Below are 18,870 nucleotides of genomic sequence, written 5' to 3' on the forward strand. Positions count from 1 at the left end.
AATTTAAAAGAAAGGTAAGATAGACACAAGGCCTATCTTAAATTAAAGCCAAAAGAAGTAAGCAGCTATGGCGATTATAACGCTACAACAAATATTTAAAATAATGCCTACCCTTACCATTTCAGATTGTTTTATATAACCTGTTCCAAAAACTATAGCATTTGGAGGGGTAGCAACTGGTAGCATAAAAGCACAAGATGCCCCGATTGCAATTATTAAGGCAAGACCTAGTGGAGGAGCACCCAAAGATTCTGCGATTGAAATAAATAAAGGCACTAAAAGTGCAGCTGATGCTGTATTTGAGGTAAATTCTGTTAATAAAACTATAAAGAAAGAAATAGCTAGGCCAATTAAAAATAAATGTCCTCCTTGAATAGCCCAAATAAGACCATCAGCCATTACCTTACTAGCACCTGAATCCTTTAATATTAAACTTAGGGTAATTCCACCACCAAATAACATTAAAACGCCCCATTCTGTATTTTTTTCTACTTTTTTCCAATCAATTACGCCAAAAATACATACCAAAACAGCAGCAAAAATAGCTATTACGCTATCAAAGGAGGCAATTTTTTTCATATTGATTAAAGATGCTACTAAAGGGCTTAAATAGCTAGAAAATATCCAGCACAATGCAGTAAAGGCAAAGATAGCTAGGGTTATGTATCTTTGTTTATTCATAGGGATAATGTCTAGGGTTCCGCCTACCTTTTGTTTTAAATTTGGTCTAAATACTATGAAAAGTACTATTAACATTAAAGGCATTAAGACAAGGACCATAGGGATTCCATATTGTAACCATTGAGAAAAATTTATATTTAAATTTGTAGCAACGATTAGATTTGGAGGGGTACCAACAAGGGTGCCAATTCCTCCTATACTTGCAGAAAAAGCTATACCAAGTAGGGTAAAAACATAAGTGCTCTTATTTTCTTCAAATTTCACATTAGAAAGCATACCAATGGCAAGTGGTAGCATCATAGCAGCTGTGGCGGTATTGCTAATCCACATTGATAAAAATGCAGTTATAATAAACATATATAGCAAAGAAAGTGCAAAATGACCACGAGCTAAAAGTAAAATTCTTTGGGCTATGATTTTATCAAGTTCTTGATAGTGCATGGCAGCTGCTAGGGCAAAACCTCCAAAGAATATAAAAATATTTGGGTCAGCAAAACCTGCCAGAGCTACCTTAGTGGTTAAAAGACCAGTACAAGCTGCTAAAATAGGGATTAAAATAGCTGTTATTGTTGTGTGAACTGCTTCACTTAGCCATAAAACTGCTATAAAAACTAATATAGCTAAGCCTTGATTTACCTTTGTCTCAAAGGGTAGTAAATAAAGAAGTGCTATAAATAATAATATATCCACTATAATTATAGATATTCTTATGCTTCTACTCATAAATGCTCCTTAAACAAAATTAGTTTTATTATAAGTTAAAAAGAATGTATTTTTCATAAAAAATTTTTAAATTTACAAAACTTTTAATTTAGCGTTTAAAAAAGTATCAAAAATATACATTAAATTTAAAAATTTTAATATTTTTTGATAAGTTTTTTAGTAAAATACCTTTTCAAATTGAAAATCATAAAGGAGAGTTGATGTTAAAAAATCTCATTTTATGTATATTAGCAGTCTTTTTACTAAATGCTTGTTCAAGTAATACTTACTCGCAGGTAAATCAAATTGCTAATAATACGCAGTGTTATTCTTGCGAAAGCTCACAAGCTTTTGAGGCTAGAATCAAAGGACTTTATTATGTAAGCGATATGGGTATTAAGTGTTGTGCATCAAAACGTACGCTTGATAGTTCAGTAGCCATTAAAAAAGTATATTTGCATCGTTTTTATGACTTAAAAGAAGAAGAAAAAGTACTTAACACAGATACTAGGACTTATCTTGTAGATGTGCAATTTCACACAGCTTTTTATATTTATTTAAAGCAAGAATTAGAAGCTAGGCATATTGAGGTGTTAGATGACAACAACAATAATTCTCCTTATGTTAGCAAGATAGATTTAAGCTTTACCGGTTTTAATTCAAAGCAAGATACCACAGGGCTTCATTCAAGATTGGTTGGGGTTTTAAGCGTTAAGGATATTAATAAAGATAAAAAATTTACACTTAGGACTAAGCAAGATGTAGAAGGCTTTAGTAATCTAAGAGATATTAGTTTTTATACGCATTTGCTTATAAAACAAATGGCAAATAAAGCAGCAAGTTTAATATCTGAGTTGTGAGATGTGTTAACTGTCACAACTTTTCCTTGCTTGTGTTTTGCGATAAATGCTTAGAAGAACTTGGGGAATTTTCTCTAGGCGTTAGAAAGCTTGAAGAGAATTTTAAGGTTTATTCTTTTTATAAGTATGATGAGATAAAGCATTTGATATTTTCAAAACATCATTTTTATGGGTATTTTGTCTTTAATATGTTGGCAAAATTAAGCTTTGGCAAATTTAAGGATTTTTTTAATCCTAATGAAAAAATAAATGCCATAGCACTTGATGATAGGGTTGAAGATTCCCTTTATTCTCATTGTGCTATTTTAGCAAAGCATTTAAAAAGTGCTAGTATAAAGCCTAAATTTAGAGTTTTACAAGCTCAAAATTTCGTAAAGTATTCTGGTAAAAGTGTGTCTTTTCGTAAGCAAAATAAAAGAAAATACAAACTTTTAAAGGATATAAAACACCCTGTTATATTAGTTGATGATGTTATAACCACGGGTTGTAGTTTATTAGAGGCTAAAAAATTTTTAGAAAAAAAAGGAAAATGCGTACTTTTTGCTTTAGTTTTAGCTGATGCAAAAGTTTAATTTGGTAAAATGTAGCTTTTATTGTAAGGATTTTTATGGAAAATATTTTCAATCATAATAGCGATACTCAGCTTGTAGATATAGAAAATTCTATTAAGAGTAGTTATTTAGATTATTCTATGAGTGTTATTATAGGTAGGGCATTGCCAGATGCTAGAGATGGTTTAAAACCAGTACACAGACGCATTTTATATGCTATGAATGACCTTGGCGTTGGAAGCAAAAGTGCATATAAAAAATCAGCTCGTATAGTAGGTGATGTTATAGGTAAGTATCATCCACATGGAGATGGGGCAGTTTATGATGCACTTGTTAGAATGGCACAAGATTTTTCTATGCGTTATCCAAGCGTTGATGGGCAAGGAAATTTCGGTTCAATTGATGGCGATAGTGCTGCTGCTATGCGTTATACTGAGGCTAGAATGACTATTTTAGCTGAGGAGCTTTTAAGGGATATTGATAAAGAAACCGTTGATTTTGTGCCAAATTATGATGATTCTTTAAGTGAGCCTGATGTTTTACCTTCTAGGGTGCCAAATTTATTATTAAATGGTTCAAGTGGGATTGCTGTTGGTATGGCTACAAATATTCCTCCTCATAGCCTTAATGAACTTATCGATGGGCTTTTATACTTACTTGACAACAAGGATGCAAGTTTAGAAGAGATTATGCAATTTATAAAAGGACCTGACTTTCCAACTGCTGGGATAATTTATGGCAAAAAAGGCATTATTGATGCGTATCGTACTGGTAGAGGTAGGGTTAAAATTCGTGCAAAAACACATATAGAAAGAAAGGCAAATAAAGATGTTATTGTGATTGATGAATTACCTTATCAAACAAATAAGGCAAGATTAATCGAACAAATTGCTGACTTAGTAAAAGAAAAGCAAATCGAAGGAATTTCAGAAGTAAGGGATGAAAGCGATAGAGAAGGAATTCGAGTTGTTATAGAACTTAAAAGAGAGGCACAAAGTCATATAGTTTTAAATAATTTATTTAAGTCAACCACTATGGAAAGTACCTTTGGTGTGATTATGTTAGCAATTCATAATAAAGAACCAAAGATTTTTTCTTTATTAGAACTTTTAAATTTATTTTTAACCCATAGAAAAACGGTTATTATAAGAAGAACTATTTTTGAACTTCAAAAGGCAAAGGCTAGGGCACATATCTTAGAAGGTCTTAAAATAGCACTTGATAATATAGATGAGATTATAAATTTAATCAAAACAAGCCCTGATACAAGCACTGCTAGAGTTAGTTTAATGTCTAGATTTAATTTAAGTGAATTGCAAAGCAATGCTATTTTAGATATGAGACTTAGCAAACTTACAGGACTTGAAAGAGAAAAGCTTGAAAATGAGTTAAATGAACTTATAAAAGAGATTGCAAGACTTGAAGAAATTTTAAAAAGCGAGGATTTGCTTGAAAATTTAATTAAAGATGAATTAAAAGAATTACGTTTGAAATTTGACGTGCCTCGTATCACTCAAATAGAAGATGATTACGATGAGATAGGCGATGAGTCTTTAATACCTAATGAAAATATGGTTATTACTATAACTCATAGAGGTTATATTAAAAGAATGGCAAGTAAGCAGTATGAAAGGCAAAAAAGAGGAGGTAAAGGGAAAATAGCCCTTACTACCTATGATGATGATTTTATAGAAAGCTTTTTTACTGCAAATATGCATGATACTTTAATGTTTATTACAGACAGAGGTCAGCTTTACTGGCTAAAGGTGCATAGAATTCCAGAAGGAGGCCGCATCGCAAAAGGAAAGGCCGTTGTAAATTTATTTGAATTAAATGGTCAAAAGATACAAGCTATCATAGCTACTACCGATTTTGATAAGAGTAAATCCTTATGCTTTTTCACAAGCAATGGTATAGTAAAAAGAACAAATTTAAGTGAATATAAAAATATTAGAAACATAGGGGTGAGGGCTATAAATTTAGATGAAAATGACCAGATTGTAACAGCTTTGATTGTCCAAAGGGATGAAAATGAGCCTATTATCGATGAAAACGAACCTATAGAAGTAGATGAAAATAGCCAAAACGATGAAAATAATGAAATCATAGACGAGAATTTTAAAGGAAAAATGCTTTTTGCTATTACTAAAAAAGGCATGTGTATTAAATTCCCACTTGCAAAGGTGCGTGAGATAGGTCGCGTTAGTCGTGGGGTTAGGGCTATTAAATTTAAAGAAGAAAATGATTGTGTTATCGGGGCTACCCTTATAGAAAATGATGAACAAGAAATTTTAAGCGTTAGTGCAAAGGGTATAGGAAAAAGAACAATGGCTTCTGAATATAGACTTCAAAGTAGAGGTGGTAAGGGCGTTATATGCATGAAGCTAACTGATAAAACAAAGGATTTAGTAGGGGTTGTTATAGTAGATGAAAGTATGGATTTAATGGCTTTAACAAGTAGTGGAAAGATGATTCGTGTTGATATGCAAAGCATTAGAAAGGCTGGGCGAAATACGAGTGGAGTTATAGTTATTAAGGTCGAAAACGATGAGGTGGTTAGTATAGCAAAATGTCCTAAACAAGAAGAAGAAAATTTAGGCGATGATACTAATCAAGATTTAAATTTAGATTAGTTATAATGTTGGCACGCTTTTTGCTAAGTAAATTGTAATTACAATATTTTGAGGGTGTAATATGAAAAATTTATTTTTTGCGCTTGTTTTAGCGTTGGTTTTTGTTGGGTGTACGCCTATTTCGCAAAGAAATACTGCAAGTACTGGCACAGGTTCAACTTCAACTTCTACTCCAAGTTCTGATGTAATCGTTCAAAAGGTAGATAAGGATGATGTTAGAGATATCATTAGACAAGAAAAGATGTTAGCACCTGATGTAAGTGAAACAGAGCTTAGTTTTACTGCTGTTGGCGAAGGAATTGCTCCTTTAAACACAGTTTCATCAGCACAAGCATTAGCACTTGCAAAAAGGGCTGCGATAACTGATGGTTATAGACAACTTGCTAGTAAGCTTTATGGCGTTAAGGTAAATGGTAAGGATACAGTAAAGGATGCTATGCTTAGAAGTTCTACTATTACAGCACAAGTAAATGGTTTAATTAAAAATGCAAGTATTATTGATGAGAATTTTAATCAAGGGCTTTATCGCATTAATTTAGAATTAAAAATAGACGCCGATAAGTGGAAAGAATTGTTTGCTTATTAATCTTTCTTAGTGTTAAGCTTTGTTGCGAGGAATTTATCTTCTGGGCAGAGCTTACTAATAAAAATTTAATCCTTTTTCATCAAAAACAAAATTTATCCCTAGCTATGACAAATAGCGAAAATGCAGATAGTGAATTTGCTTGTGAGATTAAATTTAGTCAAAAAGATTATGATGAGTTACCTAAAAATGAACTTGGCTTAATAGATGATGATATGCCAAAGGCTAGAAAATTAAGCTTTTTAAATGAGCATAAAGACGAGCTTAGTGAGTGTTTTATAGGTGCTAAGATTAGCGTTAAAGATATAATCAATACAAATTTAATGCAAGCAAAAAATGAAACCTATGTGAAAATTTTACCTCTTCGTTTTATAGTTGATTTTGGTCAAAATAGTGCCTTAATTTACTATCTTAAAAAGAGTAAATAAAAATTAAGTGCAAATTTGCTATTATCTTGCAAAAATTTTAAGGTGAGCTTATGAATTTAGTTATCGTAGAAGATGATATAAATATGCGAAAATCTTTAGAAATTGCACTTAGTGAGTATGATGAATTTAATATTAAAAGCTATAAATCAGCCACTGAGGCCTTAAAAAAGCTAGACGATAGCACCGATTTAATTATAACAGATATTAATATGCCAGGCATTGATGGGCTTGAATTTGTAAAAACTTGCGATAATAAATATGATTTTATTATTATTACAGGCAATGCTACATTAAATAGGGCCATTGAGGCCGTAAGGCTTGGGGTTAAGGATTTTTTAACTAAGCCCTTTGATATTAATACCCTTGTTGAAGCGATTAAAAGGGCTAAGATTATACGCGAAAAAACAAGCGATAAAAAAATAGCTAAGAAAAAAGAAAAAAATAATAGTGATTTTTTTGCAAGCTCACCAAAACTTGAAGAAGTATTAAATTTAAGTAGTAAGGCTGCAAAAACTGATGCTTCTGTTATGTTTTTTGGTGAAAGTGGGGTTGGAAAGGAACTTTTTTCACAATTTATCCATAAAAATAGTAAAAGAGCGAATAAGCCTTTTGTGGCTATTAATATGGCAGCAATTCCTGCAAATTTGATTGAAAGTGAGCTTTTTGGCTTTGAAAAAGGAGCTTTTACAGATGCAAACGCCACAAAAATAGGGCTTTTTGAAATAGCAAACGAAGGGACTTTATTTTTAGATGAAATAGGAGAAATGCCTTATGAAATTCAAGCAAAATTACTTAGGGCTTTGCAAGAAAAAGAAATTACAAGGCTTGGTAGTACAAAAAACATTAAGATAAATGTAAGAATCATAAGTGCAACAAATGCAAATTTGGATGATAAAATTCAAAATGGAAATTTTAGAAGAGATTTATATTATAGGCTTAATACCTTGCCTATAAATATACCACCTCTAAGAGAAAGAAAGGAAGAAATTTTAGATATATCAAAAAGGGTGCTTGATGATACTTGTAAAGAATACGAATTTGAAAACAAAGAACTAAGTAAGGAAGCACAAAAAACCTTATTAGAATATGATTTTCCTGGCAATGTTAGGGAGTTAATCTCCATAATTCAAAGGGCTTGTATTTTAAGTGAGGGTAAGGAAATTACAAGCAAGGACTTATTTTTAGAGGCTAGAACGGTTAAAAAAAGTGTTAAAAATTTGGAAAAAGAATTACTTTTAGAGGCCTTAGAAAACACAAATTTTAATATAGAAGAAGCAGCTAAAATTTTAGGACTTGCAAAAGATATTTTTGAAGAAAAAATGAAAAAATATAATATAAAAGGATAAGATATGAAAAAACAAAGAATTGCGATAGTTGGGGCTACTGGTGCTGTTGGCGAGGAGCTTTTAAATGTTTTAGATGAACTTGATTTTCCTGTACAAAGCATTTTGCCACTTGCTAGTGCTAGAAGTGTGGGCGATGAAGTGGAATTTCAAGGTAAAATTTATAAGGTAAAAGAGCTTACTGAAAATGTTTTTAAGGAAAATCCTGTTGATATAGCCTTTTTTAGTGCAGGTGGAAGTATTTCAGAAAAATATGCTAAATTTGCTGTTGAATGTGGGGCTGTGGTGATTGATAATACAAGTCATTTTAGAATGGATGAAGACGTACCATTAGTAGTGCCTGAGTGCAATGAAGAAGATATTAAGCTTTATAAAAAAACAGGCATTATAGCAAATCCTAATTGTTCTACTATACAAATGGTCCATGTCTTAAAGCCACTAGATGAAGTCTTTGATTTACAAAGGGTTGATGTAAGCACTTATCAAGCAGCAAGTGGGGCTGGAAAAGAGGGTATGCAAGAATTAGTTGAGGCTATGCAAAGTTTTTTTGCCTTTAAATTAGATGAATTTGAGGCTAAGGTTTTTACTTATCCACTTGCTTTAAATTTGATACCTCATATTGATGTTTTTAATGAAGAAAATGGCTACACAAAAGAAGAGCTTAAAATGGTAAATGAAACTCAAAAAATTTTACATAAAAAGATTGAAGTTTCAGCAACCTGCGTTAGGGTACCTGTTTTAAGAAGTCATAGTGAGGCCATTACCATGAGTTTTACAAATGAGGTTAATGTTGAAAAAGCAAGGGAAATTTTAAGTAAGGCTAAAAGCGTAAAATTAATCGATGATATAAGAAACAAACAATATCCTATGCCACTTTATACAAGCAATACTAACGATACTTATGTAGGTAGAATCAGGGCTGATTTAAGTAGGAAAAATATTTTGCATCTTTGGTGCGTGGCTGATCAAATTCGTGTTGGGGCTGCTACAAATGCAGTTAGGATTGCACAAAAATGGCTAAAAATTCACAATGCATAAATTTAAAAAGTAAATTTATAATTTTTTGCTATAATCAAGGCTTGTTATTTAATGAGAAAAAGGAAAGTAAATGAAAAAAGTTATGTTTTTTGTTTTATGCTTGATTTTTTGTTTAAATTTTACTAAGGCAAGTGATTTTAACGAAACTATTAAGGATGTTGATATAAGTGGTTCTTTAAAATATGAGTATAACTCAGGCAGTGCTAAAAAGAAAGATGGTCATCAAGGTAGGGCTTTAATAAATGTTGGCGTTGAATAAGTTAATATTTATTTTATTTTTTTTAAGCTTAAATTTTGCCTTTGGTGTTAGCTTAAAATCTTTGTTTGATTATTCTTTTGATGCTGATAAGGTTTATGATACTCAAAGGGCTAAAGAGCTTTATTTTAAAAAAAGATGCAATACCTGCCATGGCGATATGGGTGAGAAAAAATTAACAGGGTCTAGAAGATTAAGAGATATGAACGCACAAGATATTAAATCTAGCCTTATTGATTACGCACTTGGAAACAATAGCCAAACAGCAGGTTCAGTGCAGATGGCAATTTATGCAAATAGCTTAACGCATGATGAAATGGATGAATTAATAGCTTATATTAAGGGTGAAAATTTTGTTATTGAATTACAAATACAAGATTTAATAGAACAAGAACCACCCAAAAAAACAAAACATGGTACTTTTATAAAATAAGGAAAAAATATGAAAAAAATATGTTTAATACTTGGAATTTTTGCCTTTATTAATCTACAGGCGAAAGAACATAAAATAGGCATTGTATTGCCTTTAACAGGAGCAGTTGCAGCTTATGGACAAGATATATTAAGTGGGGTTAGTCTTGCTAATAAATTAAGCTTTAAACTTGAAAATAACGATGAAGTAAAACTTGTGATAATAGACACAAAGGGCGATAAACTTGAAACTGCAAATGGGGTAAATCGCTTAATATCACAAGATAAGGTAATAGCTTTAATAGGAGAGGCCATTACACCAAATACCATTCAAGCCATTTCAATAGCTGACAATAAGCAAATTCCTATAATTGCACCAGTGGCCTCAGGGGACAAGCTTTTAGATAAAAGGACCTTTGCTAGTAGGGTTTGTTTTAATGATAGCTTTCAAGGTGATAAATTTGCTAGCTATGTTAGCAAGGAATTAAATTTAAAAAAAGTAGCTATAATAATCGACCAAAGCAATGTGTATTCTTTAGGACTTGCAAAGGCCTTTGAAGCTTCTTTTATAAAAAATGGTGGTCAAATTTCAAAAAAGATTAATATAAATTCAGGCGATAAAGATTTTAGGGCTATTATTTCTCAACTTAAAAATATAGATATTGATTTTGTTTATATGCCTATTTATCACCCAGAAGCCGCCCTTTTTGCAAGACAGGCTAGACAAATGAATTTTATAAAATTATTAAGTGCAGCTGATGGGGTTAATAATCAAGCCTTTATTGAACTTGGTGGAGAAGCTGTTAATGGCGTGATTTTTACAGATAGCTTTGATTATAACAATCTTAGTACAAAGCTTGGAAAAGACTTTTTAAATGAGTATGAAAAAACAAAGGGTTCAAGGGAATTACCAGCCTTTTCGGCAATGGGGGCTGATGCTTATTTTGTAATGGTAAATGCAATGAATGCTTGTATAAATGATTTAAGCTCAAAATGTATAAATGAAAAGATTAAAAGTACTAAAAATTATGAAAGCGTGGGTGGAATTTTAACTATAAATTTAGATGGAAATGCTGTAAGACCTGTGGTTATAAAAGAGATTGTAAATCAAAAACAACATTTTAAAAGTTCTATAAATCCATAAGGTTAATTTATGAAAAAAATATTAATATTTTTGTGTTTAAATCTTTTTTTGTATTCAAATGAGTATAAAATAGGCGTTGTTTTACCATTAACTGGTGCAAGTGCGGCCTATGGACAAAGTGCACTTAATGGCATAAAATTAGCAAATAGTATGCAAGGTAGCTTAGATAATGGAGACAAGATTGTATTAAGTGTAGTAGATACAAAGGGCGATAAGCTTGAGTCTTATTCTTCTTCTTTACGTCTTGTTTCAAATGAAAAGGTGCTTGGTTTAATAGGAGAAATGCTTACAGCAAATACTTTGCAAGTTATGCGAGTAGCAGAAGAAAAAGAAATTCCATTAATTGCCCCTGCTGCTACAAGTGATAGAATTTTAGATAAAAAAAATTTTTCAAGCAGGGTTTGTTTTAATGATAGCTTTCAAGGTGAAAGTTTAGCAAAATATGTATTTGACAAGCTTAATTATAAAAAAGTTGCGATAATAATGGACCAAAGTGCCGATTATTCTTTAGGACTTGCAAAGGCCTTTGAAAATGAGTTTAAAAAAAGAGGTGGCGATATTTTAAATACCTTTAAGATAAATTCAGGCGATAAAGATTTTAAGACCTTAATAGCCCAGCTTAAAAATTTAAATATTGATTTTATTTATTTGCCACTTTATTATAACGAGGCTGCCCTTTTTGTAAGACAAGCTAGAAATTTAAAGCTAAATACCCCTATGGGTTCAGCTGATGGGGTTGCTGATAAGACTTTTATAAATTTAACTGGCGATACAAGCAAGGGTCATATTTTTACTGATAGCTTTGATTATAATAATCCTAGCACTGATTTAGCTAAGGAATTTATTAAAAATTATAAGGGTGAGGTGCCAAATTTTACTGCAATGGGGGCTGATGCTTATTTTGTAATGATAAGGGCTATGAATAATTGTTTATCAAATTTAAGCCCTAAGTGTATAAATGATGAAATTCATAAAACGAATTTTGAAGGCGTAACGGGCAAAATTAGCATTGATAAAAGTGGCAATGCAAAAAGAAGTGTTGTTATCAAAGAAATAAATAATCAAAGCCAAATTTATAAAGATACTATCAATCCTTAGAGTTTAGCATGGATTTTTCACTTTTTTTACAACAACTTATAAATGGTTTAAGTGTAGGTAGCATGTATGCCCTTATTGCTGTTGGTTATACTATGGTTTATGGGGTGCTAAGACTTATAAATTTTGCCCATGGTGATATTATGATGGTCGGGGCTTACATTTGTCTTATTTGCATGGCTAGTTTTGAGATTCCTTTTTTAGTTGCCCTGTGCTTAGCTATCGTTTTTGCAATGTGTATAGGAATTGCTACTGATAAGATTGCTTATAAGCCACTTAGAAAGGCCCCTAAAATTTCACTTTTAATAACAGCCATAGGCATTAGTTTTTTATTGCAAAGTCTTTTTAATATGATTTTTACTTCAACGCCTAGATTTTTTACTGCCCCTGAGTATTTTGAAAAAAATATTGAATTTATAGGGCTTAGTATTAGTTTTGGAAATTTATTAGTACCTATTTTAACCTTTTTTATAATGTTAATAGTACTTTTCATACTTTATAAAAGCAAATACGGCATAGCTATTAGGGCACTAGCCTTTGATGTTCAAACGGTTAATTTAATGGGTATTGATGCAAACCGAATTATAGCAATAGTCTTTGCAATAGGCTCAGCCCTTGCTTGTGTGGGTGGAATTTTTTATGCTGCCATTTATTATTCAGTAACACCTACAATGGGAACCCTTGTTGGCTTAAAGGCCTTTGCAGCAGCCGTGCTTGGTGGGATTGGCTCAGTTGTTGGGGCTGTCATAGGTGGGTTAATTATAGGACTTAGTGAAGTTATAGCAATAGCATTTTTTCCCGAACTTTCAGGCTTTAAAGATGCCTTTGCCTTTATATTTTTAGTTTTTATCTTACTTTTTAAACCTAGTGGAATTTTAGGGATTAATTTTGAAAGAAGTAGGTTTTAATGAATAAAATTTCACATTTAAGCTTTTTTATCCTAGCTATATTTTTTATAATTTTAAGCCCTTATATCTTTGAAGATTATGGTATAAGCATACTTAATCAAATAGCAATTTTTATAATCTTAGCAGTAAGTTATAATCTAATAAACGGCGTTACAGGACAATTTTCACTTGAACCAAATGGCTTTGTAGCAGTTGGGGCCTATGTTAGTGCCTTACTACTTTTAAGCGTTGATTCTAAAAACGAACAATTTGCTTATGAAGGCATTAATAGCTTAGTTTTAATGCTCCATACTCCCTATCTTATAATAGCCTTACTTGCTAGTGGAATTTGTGCTTGTTTGCTTTCTTTGATACTTTCTTTTGCTGTGTTTAGGGTAAGGGGCGATTATTTAGCCATTGTAACCCTTGGTTTTGGCATTATTATAAAATTATTGGCCCTTTCTTGTCCTACCTTTACGAACGGTTCAAGGGGCTTAGTTGATATCCCAAGACTTAGCAATATTTATGTTATAGGTGGCGTTGCTATTATCTCTGTTATTTTAATACTAAATTTAGTATATTCTAAATTTGGTAGGTCTATGAAGGCCATTAGAGATGATGAGGACGCTGCTAGTGCAATGGGTATTAATTGCTTTTGGATTAAAACTCTTGCCTTTGGCACCTCTGCTTTTTTAGAAGGAGTAGGGGGTGGATTAATGGCTTGTTTATTAGCTAGTGTTTCGCCTGAACAATTTGATTTTATCTTTACTTTTCAGCTTTTGATTATAATAGTGCTAGGTGGACTTGGTTCTACAAGTGGGGCTATTTTAGGTACTATTTTGGTAATAGGTGGCAGTGAGTGGTTGCGTTTTTTAGACGAGCCTATGAGTATATTTGGCTTAAATTTACCTGCAATGGTAGGCTTTAGAATGGTAGTTTTTTCACTTATTTTAATTTTAATTATGCTTTTTGCAAGAAAGGGCATAATGGGCGATAAAGAATTACTAGAACATTTAAAAAGCCTTAAAAATTTCATTAAAAAGAAAAAACAATGCTAGAATTAAGACATATATATAAAAGTTTTGGTGGTGTTATGGCAATTAGCGATACTTCTTTCACACTTAAAGAAGGCGAAATTTTTGCCCTAATAGGCCCAAATGGGGCAGGTAAAACCACGCTTTTTAATATAATTACAGGCAGTTACAAACCAAGTTCAGGCGAGGTACTTTTTAAAAATCAAAAAATAAACGGACTTAAAACGCATAAAATAGTAAGATTAGGTATAGCTAGAACCTTTCAAAACATACGTCTTTTTTCTAGTATGAATGTACTAGAAAATGTATTAATAGGCTTTAATTTTCAAATGAAATATAATATCTTAGAGGCCTTTTTACATTTTGGACGTTTTAAAAAAATAGAAGGTGAATTTAAAGATAAGGCTTTCTTGCTTTTAAAAGAACTTGGAATTTCACATTTAGCAAATAATATGGCTACAAGTTTAAGTTATGGTCAGCAAAGAAAGGTAGAACTTGCTAGGTCAATGGCTACAAATCCTAGTTTGCTTTTGCTTGATGAGCCTGCTGCTGGGATGAATGCTAAGGAAAGTGATGATTTAGCAGAACTTATTTTTAAGCTAAGAAAGGATTATAAAATTAGTATTTTGCTTATTGAACATGACATGAAATTTGTTAATAAATTATGTGAAAATGTCTTGGTGCTTGATTATGGTAAGAGTATTTTTAATGGAAAACTTAGCGAGGCCCTAACGCATAAAGAAGTAATTGCAGCTTATTTGGGTGATTTTGAAAGTTTAGGACAAAGCAATGTTGGTAGTTAAAAATTTACAAGTTTTTTATGGACTTATACAAGCAGTAAAGGGCATTAGCTTTGAGGTAAAAGAAGGGCAAATTATATCTTTAATCGGTTCAAATGGGGCTGGTAAAACCTCTACCTTAAACGCCTTAATAAACGCTGTTAAACGCAAAGGAGAGGTGATTTTTTTAGGCTATGAAACAAAGAGGCATTTAACGCATAGCTTGGTAAAAAAAGGGATATCCTTAGTACCTGAGGGTCGTAGGGTATTTATAAATTTAAGCGTAGAAGAAAATTTAAAAATAGGGGCTTTTAATAATGATGAAAATTACGAACACTTAAAAAAACAAATGTATAAGCTTTTTCCAAGGCTTGAAAATAAAAAAAATGTTTTGGCTGGAAATTTAAGTGGAGGAGAAGCACAAATGCTTGCAATTTCAAGGGCTTTAATGAGTGAACCAAAATTATTAATGCTTGATGAGCCTTCCCTTGGACTTGCACCAAAGATTGTAGGAGAGCTTTTTGAAACGATTGTACGTTTAAAAAATGAAGGTATCACTATACTTTTAGTTGAACAAAATGCTTATAGTGCCCTTAAAATTAGTGATTATGCTTATGTTTTAGAAAATGGACAAATAGTACTTCAAAACGAGGCTAAGCATTTAATTAACGATGATGAAGTGCGTAAAAAATATTTAGGATTGTAAAATGAAAGTTTTTATAAAAAATGTGGGAAATATTAAAATTTCTATTATGTTGTTTTTGCTTTTTGCAATATTTAGTGCCCTTGCTACATTTATTGAAAGTGCGTACAAAACGCAAACTGCTTGGGCTATGATTTATGGGACTTGGTGGTTTGGCTTAATACAGCTTTTACTTGGTATAAACTTAGCCTGTGCAATTTTTTCTTATAAGATGATAAATAGAAAAAAAATTCCACTTTTACTTTTTCATATCTCTTTTTTATTTATCTTGTTTGGAGCTGCTATGACAAGGTATTTAGGCTTTGAGGGTATGGTTCATATTAGAGAAGGAGATACAAATTCAGCCATTGAAAGTTCTAAGTCCTTTGTAAGACTTTCTACCATTAAGGATGGCGATATAATTAGCGTTACAAATAGCGATTATATTTCTTTACTACCCTTTGTAAATAGCTTTAACTTAAATTTAGATTTAGAAAAGGGCAAGGCAAAATTAGTTTATGAAAATTTATTACTTGATGCTAATTCAGTTTTTAAAGAAAATGAAAAATCTCCACCCTTACTTGTCTTAACGCTTTCTAGTGAAGATAGCAAGGGAGTTGATTTGTATTTTAGGCAAGGGGAGATAAAAACAATTGATGGTATAAATTTTGCTTTTTTAAATGATGAGGTAGAAAAACCCTTTGTAAAAATTGATGAAAATTTAAAGCTTAGTTCAAGCAATGCCTTATCTTTTTTGCAAATGAGTAGTGGAGATAGTGCGTCAATTAATCCTTTTGATATGGTTGATAGTAAAGAAAGAAGACTTTATACTATAAATAATATAAATTTCGTTGTCAAATTTGCCTCCTTGCATGGACAAGAAAGTTTAATTGGTAAAAATAGACCTCAGGATGAAAGTTGGTGGCTATGGTTTAAAAGTGCTTGGCTTGAAGTATTTAGAACCATGCTAGTATCTAGTTTTGGAGAACCTAGCAATTGGAAAGCCTTTTTTCTTACACCTTTTAAAGAATTTGCTATGAGCACAGATTATCATTCCCTTGAATTAAGTGGCCAAAATGCCTTAAAACTTAGATTAAGCTATGATGGAGAAGAAAGAGAACTTTATATATTTGAACACTCAAATCCTTTAAGAATAGAACTTGGTGGACAAAGATTTTTTGTATCTTGGCGTAGCGAGTATTATGATTTGCCTTTTGAACTTTATTTAAAAGATTTTATAATGGATAGATATCCAGGTTCAATGTCGCCATCTTCTTATGCAAGCGAGGTTGAGGTAAGAAATGATAAAGAAAATTTTGATTATAGGATTTTTATGAATAATGTTTTAGATTATGATGGATATAGATTTTATCAAAGTTCTTATGACCAAGATGAAATGGGTACTTATCTTTCAGTTAACAAAGACCCTGGCAAAATTCCTACCTATATAGGTTATTTTTTACTTAGCCTTGGTATGTTTTTAAATTTGCTTAACCCACATTCAAGATTTAGAACTCTTGCAAGGCTTATAAATAAAGATGCCTTAAAAACGGCAAGTATTGCTATATTTATTTTATTTATCTTTAATACAAAAAGCCTCGCAAATAGTGATTTTATTTTAAATGTAGATGAAAAACACGCTAAAAATTTAGCCTCTTTGGTTATGCAAAAGGCAACCGATGGTAGGATGGCCCCCCTTGATACGCTTTCAAAAGAAATTTTAGGAAAAATTTATAAAAAATCAACATACAAGGGAAAAAGTGCAAATGCAATAGTCCTTTCTATGCTAACAAATGTAGATGAGTGGCAAAAAGAAGAAATTATTATTATGCCTAAAAATAAGGCTGTAAGGGATGAGATTGCTAGAATTTTAAATATAGAAAGTAAGCCTTATATATCTTATTTAGACTTTTTAAGCGAAGATAGACAAGAATATAAATTACAAAAATATGTAGAAAATGCAAATCGTAAAAACCCAAACGCAAGAGGTATTTTTGATAAAGAATTGCTTTATTTAGATGAAAGGGCAAATATTATGTACTTGGTATTTAGTGGAGAATTATTTCACTTTATACCTATTGCAAATAGCCAGGATAATGCTTGGCTAACGCCTTTTTCTGCAATATCGCATTTAAAAGGAGAAGAAAGAGAATTTGTACTTTCCTTGATACAAAATTATTTTGGTGCTGTTACTGAGGCCTTTGTAAATAATGACTGGGAAAAAGCAGATAGAGGTTTGAATTTGCTTAAAGAATATCAAGAAAAGGTTGGTGCTGCTATAATCCCTAGTAAAACAAGACTTCAAACTGAAATTTTTGTAAATCATGCAGAAATTTTTGTAAAGCTTACCCCACTTTATTTAGTGGCTGGTTTTTTACTTTTATGTATAGTTTTAGCTAAGATGATTAAGCCAAATTTAAAGATAAATTTAATCTTTAAACTAGTTTATTATTTTAATATTTTTGCCTTTTTAGTTCATAGCATAGGTCTTATTTTAAGGGCATATTTAGCAGACCATGCCCCTTGGAGTAATTCTTATGAAAGTATGGTTTATATAGCTTGGGCACTATCGCTTTCAGGTATTTTCTTTTCAAAGAAAAGCCCTATTGCCCTATCATTAACCTCAATTCTAGCAGGTATTACATTGCTTGTAGCACATTTAAATGAGATAAATCCTCAAATTACAAATCTTCAACCTGTATTAAATTCATACTGGCTAAGCATACATGTATCTGTAATCACTGCAAGTTATGGATTTTTAGGGCTTTGTGCCTTACTTGGAATTTTTGTTTTAATACTAATGTGCTTTTTAAGAAAGGATGACAAATTTAACGCAAATATTTTAAGAAATATCACAGAAGCCACTAGGATTAATGAAATGGCTATGATTTTAGGGCTTTGTTTGTTAACCATAGGAAATTTTTTAGGGGCTATTTGGGCAAATGAAAGCTGGGGCAGGTATTGGAGCTGGGATTCAAAGGAAACTTGGGCCTTAATTAGTATACTTGTTTATGCAGCTATTTTGCATATTAGAATGATTCCTTCATGGGCTACTCAATTTAATTTTGCTATAACTTCAATGTTTGCTTATTGGGTTATTATAATGACTTATTTTGGTGTAAATTATTTTTTAACAGGTATGCATTCTTACGCAGGAGGAGAGGCAGCTCAAATCCCTGATTATGTATATTGGGGCTTTTTCTTAATGGTGTGTTTAGGAATTTTTTCTTATACAAAAAGAACTTATGTAGGTAGGCTTTAAGTGTCAAAACTAGTAATGGTTGGCTTATTTAGCGTTTTAGCACTTTTTTTAGTGTTAAGTTTTATTACCTATTTTGCATTAAGTGATGGCAAAAAAAGGCCTAAAAAAGCTAAAAAGTCTAAAAAATCAAAGAAAAAAAAAGAACAAGCCCCACCAGCTAAGAAATTTAAAAGCGAATTAAATCAAATGATAGAAGAAGCAGCTAATAGAAATAATTCAGATTCTGAGTTAAAACAACTTGCAAAGCTTTTTTTGCAAAAGCACAAGCTTGGTTCTAAAACTAGTAAAACCTTGGATGATGAAACCAAAAATAAGCTTGAATTTATATCAGCCCTTGCTTCAAATACAAGGGCTAGTGCTGGTACTATTAGTTTTTTAAATCAAGAATTAAAAAGAAGTTCAAATTCATACAGAAAAGAAATTGATGCTTACGAACAAATGGGACTTGCCAAACGCAAAATAAAAGAAAATGCGTGATTTTATTTTTATAAACAAACTTTA

General features: G+C 31.6%; 18 protein-coding genes. 17 read left to right on the top strand and 1 reads right to left on the bottom strand.

What is annotated here, in order from left to right; all coding sequences use genetic code 11:
* Nucleotides 1–42 precede the first annotated feature (42 nt).
* Nucleotides 43–1,404, bottom strand: a complete 1,362-nt coding sequence (locus FMM56_RS08195; protein ID WP_150139918.1) for an SLC13 family permease — start codon at nucleotides 1,402–1,404, stop codon at nucleotides 43–45.
* Between the two features lie 200 nt (nucleotides 1,405–1,604).
* On the opposite strand from FMM56_RS08195, the gene mapA reads away from it, so the two are divergent.
* From mapA to FMM56_RS08280, 17 genes are all read left to right on the top strand, one after another.
* On the top strand, nucleotides 1,605–2,243 hold the full coding sequence (gene mapA, locus FMM56_RS08200) for an outer membrane lipoprotein MapA (RefSeq protein ID WP_150151776.1): 639 nt from the start codon (nucleotides 1,605–1,607) through the stop codon (nucleotides 2,241–2,243).
* Complete coding sequence (locus FMM56_RS08205; RefSeq protein WP_150151779.1) at nucleotides 2,240–2,815, top strand: ComF family protein; 576 nt, start codon at nucleotides 2,240–2,242, stop codon at nucleotides 2,813–2,815. The genes mapA and FMM56_RS08205 overlap by 4 nt, the downstream gene beginning before the upstream one ends.
* A gap of 35 nt (nucleotides 2,816–2,850) precedes the next feature.
* A complete protein-coding gene (gyrA, locus tag FMM56_RS08210) occupies nucleotides 2,851–5,427 on the top strand; it encodes a DNA gyrase subunit A (protein ID WP_150151782.1) in 2,577 nt (858 codons plus the stop codon).
* A 61-nt stretch (nucleotides 5,428–5,488) separates the two neighbouring features.
* The gene (gene flgP / locus FMM56_RS08215; RefSeq protein WP_150139922.1) at nucleotides 5,489–6,013 is read left to right on the top strand and encodes a flagellar assembly lipoprotein FlgP; all 525 of its coding nucleotides are present in this window, start codon (nucleotides 5,489–5,491) and stop codon (nucleotides 6,011–6,013) included.
* Nucleotides 5,989–6,438: a hypothetical protein gene (locus FMM56_RS08220; RefSeq protein WP_150139923.1), complete on the top strand. Its 450-nt coding sequence runs from the start codon at nucleotides 5,989–5,991 to the stop codon at nucleotides 6,436–6,438. Before flgP ends, FMM56_RS08220 begins: the two co-directional genes overlap by 25 nt.
* A 50-nt stretch (nucleotides 6,439–6,488) precedes the next feature.
* Entirely contained in the window at nucleotides 6,489–7,784 is a 1,296-nt protein-coding gene (locus FMM56_RS08225) for a sigma-54-dependent transcriptional regulator (RefSeq protein WP_150208349.1), read from the top strand.
* Nucleotides 7,785–7,787: 3 nt separating this feature from the next.
* Entirely contained in the window at nucleotides 7,788–8,819 is a 1,032-nt protein-coding gene (locus FMM56_RS08230) for an aspartate-semialdehyde dehydrogenase (RefSeq protein ID WP_150139925.1), read from the top strand.
* Between the two features lie 70 nt (nucleotides 8,820–8,889).
* Nucleotides 8,890–9,078, top strand: coding sequence for a hypothetical protein (locus tag FMM56_RS08235; protein WP_150139926.1), 189 nt, complete (start codon nucleotides 8,890–8,892; stop codon nucleotides 9,076–9,078).
* Complete coding sequence (locus tag FMM56_RS08240; RefSeq protein WP_150139927.1) at nucleotides 9,062–9,508, top strand: c-type cytochrome; 447 nt, start codon at nucleotides 9,062–9,064, stop codon at nucleotides 9,506–9,508. Before FMM56_RS08235 ends, FMM56_RS08240 begins: the two co-directional genes overlap by 17 nt.
* Before the next feature lie 9 nt (nucleotides 9,509–9,517).
* On the top strand, nucleotides 9,518–10,630 hold the full coding sequence (locus FMM56_RS08245) for an ABC transporter substrate-binding protein (protein WP_150139928.1): 1,113 nt from the start codon (nucleotides 9,518–9,520) through the stop codon (nucleotides 10,628–10,630).
* Between the two features lie 9 nt (nucleotides 10,631–10,639).
* Nucleotides 10,640–11,728 (top strand): ABC transporter substrate-binding protein, encoded by a 1,089-nt coding sequence (locus tag FMM56_RS08250; RefSeq protein ID WP_150139929.1) that lies wholly within the window; start codon nucleotides 10,640–10,642, stop codon nucleotides 11,726–11,728.
* A gap of 8 nt (nucleotides 11,729–11,736) precedes the next feature.
* Complete coding sequence (locus tag FMM56_RS08255; RefSeq protein WP_150139930.1) at nucleotides 11,737–12,633, top strand: branched-chain amino acid ABC transporter permease; 897 nt, start codon at nucleotides 11,737–11,739, stop codon at nucleotides 12,631–12,633.
* A complete protein-coding gene (locus FMM56_RS08260) occupies nucleotides 12,633–13,670 on the top strand; it encodes a branched-chain amino acid ABC transporter permease (protein WP_150139931.1) in 1,038 nt (345 codons plus the stop codon). The genes FMM56_RS08255 and FMM56_RS08260 overlap by 1 nt, the downstream gene beginning before the upstream one ends.
* Nucleotides 13,664–14,449: an ABC transporter ATP-binding protein gene (locus tag FMM56_RS08265; protein WP_150208352.1), complete on the top strand. Its 786-nt coding sequence runs from the start codon at nucleotides 13,664–13,666 to the stop codon at nucleotides 14,447–14,449. Before FMM56_RS08260 ends, FMM56_RS08265 begins: the two co-directional genes overlap by 7 nt.
* The gene (locus FMM56_RS08270; RefSeq protein WP_150139933.1) at nucleotides 14,436–15,131 is read left to right on the top strand and encodes an ABC transporter ATP-binding protein; all 696 of its coding nucleotides are present in this window, start codon (nucleotides 14,436–14,438) and stop codon (nucleotides 15,129–15,131) included. The genes FMM56_RS08265 and FMM56_RS08270 overlap by 14 nt, the downstream gene beginning before the upstream one ends.
* Before the next feature lies 1 nt (nucleotide 15,132).
* Nucleotides 15,133–18,369 carry a cytochrome c biogenesis protein CcsA gene (gene ccsA, locus FMM56_RS08275; protein ID WP_150139934.1) on the top strand — a complete coding sequence of 1,079 codons (3,237 nt, stop codon included), beginning with the start codon at nucleotides 15,133–15,135 and terminating at the stop codon, nucleotides 18,367–18,369.
* Nucleotides 18,370–18,846 (top strand): hypothetical protein, encoded by a 477-nt coding sequence (locus FMM56_RS08280; RefSeq protein ID WP_411675293.1) that lies wholly within the window; start codon nucleotides 18,370–18,372, stop codon nucleotides 18,844–18,846. It abuts the gene before it with no gap.
* Nucleotides 18,847–18,870 lie beyond the last annotated feature (24 nt).

The sequence above is a fragment of the Campylobacter sp. LR264d genome (assembly GCF_008633895.1).
GTDB lineage: Bacteria > Campylobacterota > Campylobacteria > Campylobacterales > Campylobacteraceae > Campylobacter_D.

What these genes read in the sequence shown, in the direction of transcription:
- FMM56_RS08235 (WP_150139926.1), top strand. Translation starts at nt 8,890, where the DNA reads ATGAAAAAAGTTATGTTTTTTGTTTTATGCTTGATTTTTTGTTTAAAT.
- FMM56_RS08255 (WP_150139930.1), top strand. Translation starts at nt 11,737, where the DNA reads ATGGATTTTTCACTTTTTTTACAACAACTTATAAATGGTTTAAGTGTA.
- FMM56_RS08270 (WP_150139933.1), top strand. Translation starts at nt 14,436, where the DNA reads ATGTTGGTAGTTAAAAATTTACAAGTTTTTTATGGACTTATACAAGCA.
- flgP (WP_150139922.1), top strand. Translation starts at nt 5,489, where the DNA reads ATGAAAAATTTATTTTTTGCGCTTGTTTTAGCGTTGGTTTTTGTTGGG.
- FMM56_RS08250 (WP_150139929.1), top strand. Translation starts at nt 10,640, where the DNA reads ATGAAAAAAATATTAATATTTTTGTGTTTAAATCTTTTTTTGTATTCA.
- FMM56_RS08265 (WP_150208352.1), top strand. Translation starts at nt 13,664, where the DNA reads ATGCTAGAATTAAGACATATATATAAAAGTTTTGGTGGTGTTATGGCA.
- FMM56_RS08240 (WP_150139927.1), top strand. Translation starts at nt 9,062, where the DNA reads ATGTTGGCGTTGAATAAGTTAATATTTATTTTATTTTTTTTAAGCTTA.
- ccsA (WP_150139934.1), top strand. Translation starts at nt 15,133, where the DNA reads ATGAAAGTTTTTATAAAAAATGTGGGAAATATTAAAATTTCTATTATG.
- gyrA (WP_150151782.1), top strand. Translation starts at nt 2,851, where the DNA reads ATGGAAAATATTTTCAATCATAATAGCGATACTCAGCTTGTAGATATA.
- FMM56_RS08245 (WP_150139928.1), top strand. Translation starts at nt 9,518, where the DNA reads ATGAAAAAAATATGTTTAATACTTGGAATTTTTGCCTTTATTAATCTA.
- FMM56_RS08195 (WP_150139918.1), bottom strand. Translation starts at nt 1,404, where the DNA reads ATGAGTAGAAGCATAAGAATATCTATAATTATAGTGGATATATTATTA.
- FMM56_RS08230 (WP_150139925.1), top strand. Translation starts at nt 7,788, where the DNA reads ATGAAAAAACAAAGAATTGCGATAGTTGGGGCTACTGGTGCTGTTGGC.
- FMM56_RS08260 (WP_150139931.1), top strand. Translation starts at nt 12,633, where the DNA reads ATGAATAAAATTTCACATTTAAGCTTTTTTATCCTAGCTATATTTTTT.
- mapA (WP_150151776.1), top strand. Translation starts at nt 1,605, where the DNA reads ATGTTAAAAAATCTCATTTTATGTATATTAGCAGTCTTTTTACTAAAT.
- FMM56_RS08225 (WP_150208349.1), top strand. Translation starts at nt 6,489, where the DNA reads ATGAATTTAGTTATCGTAGAAGATGATATAAATATGCGAAAATCTTTA.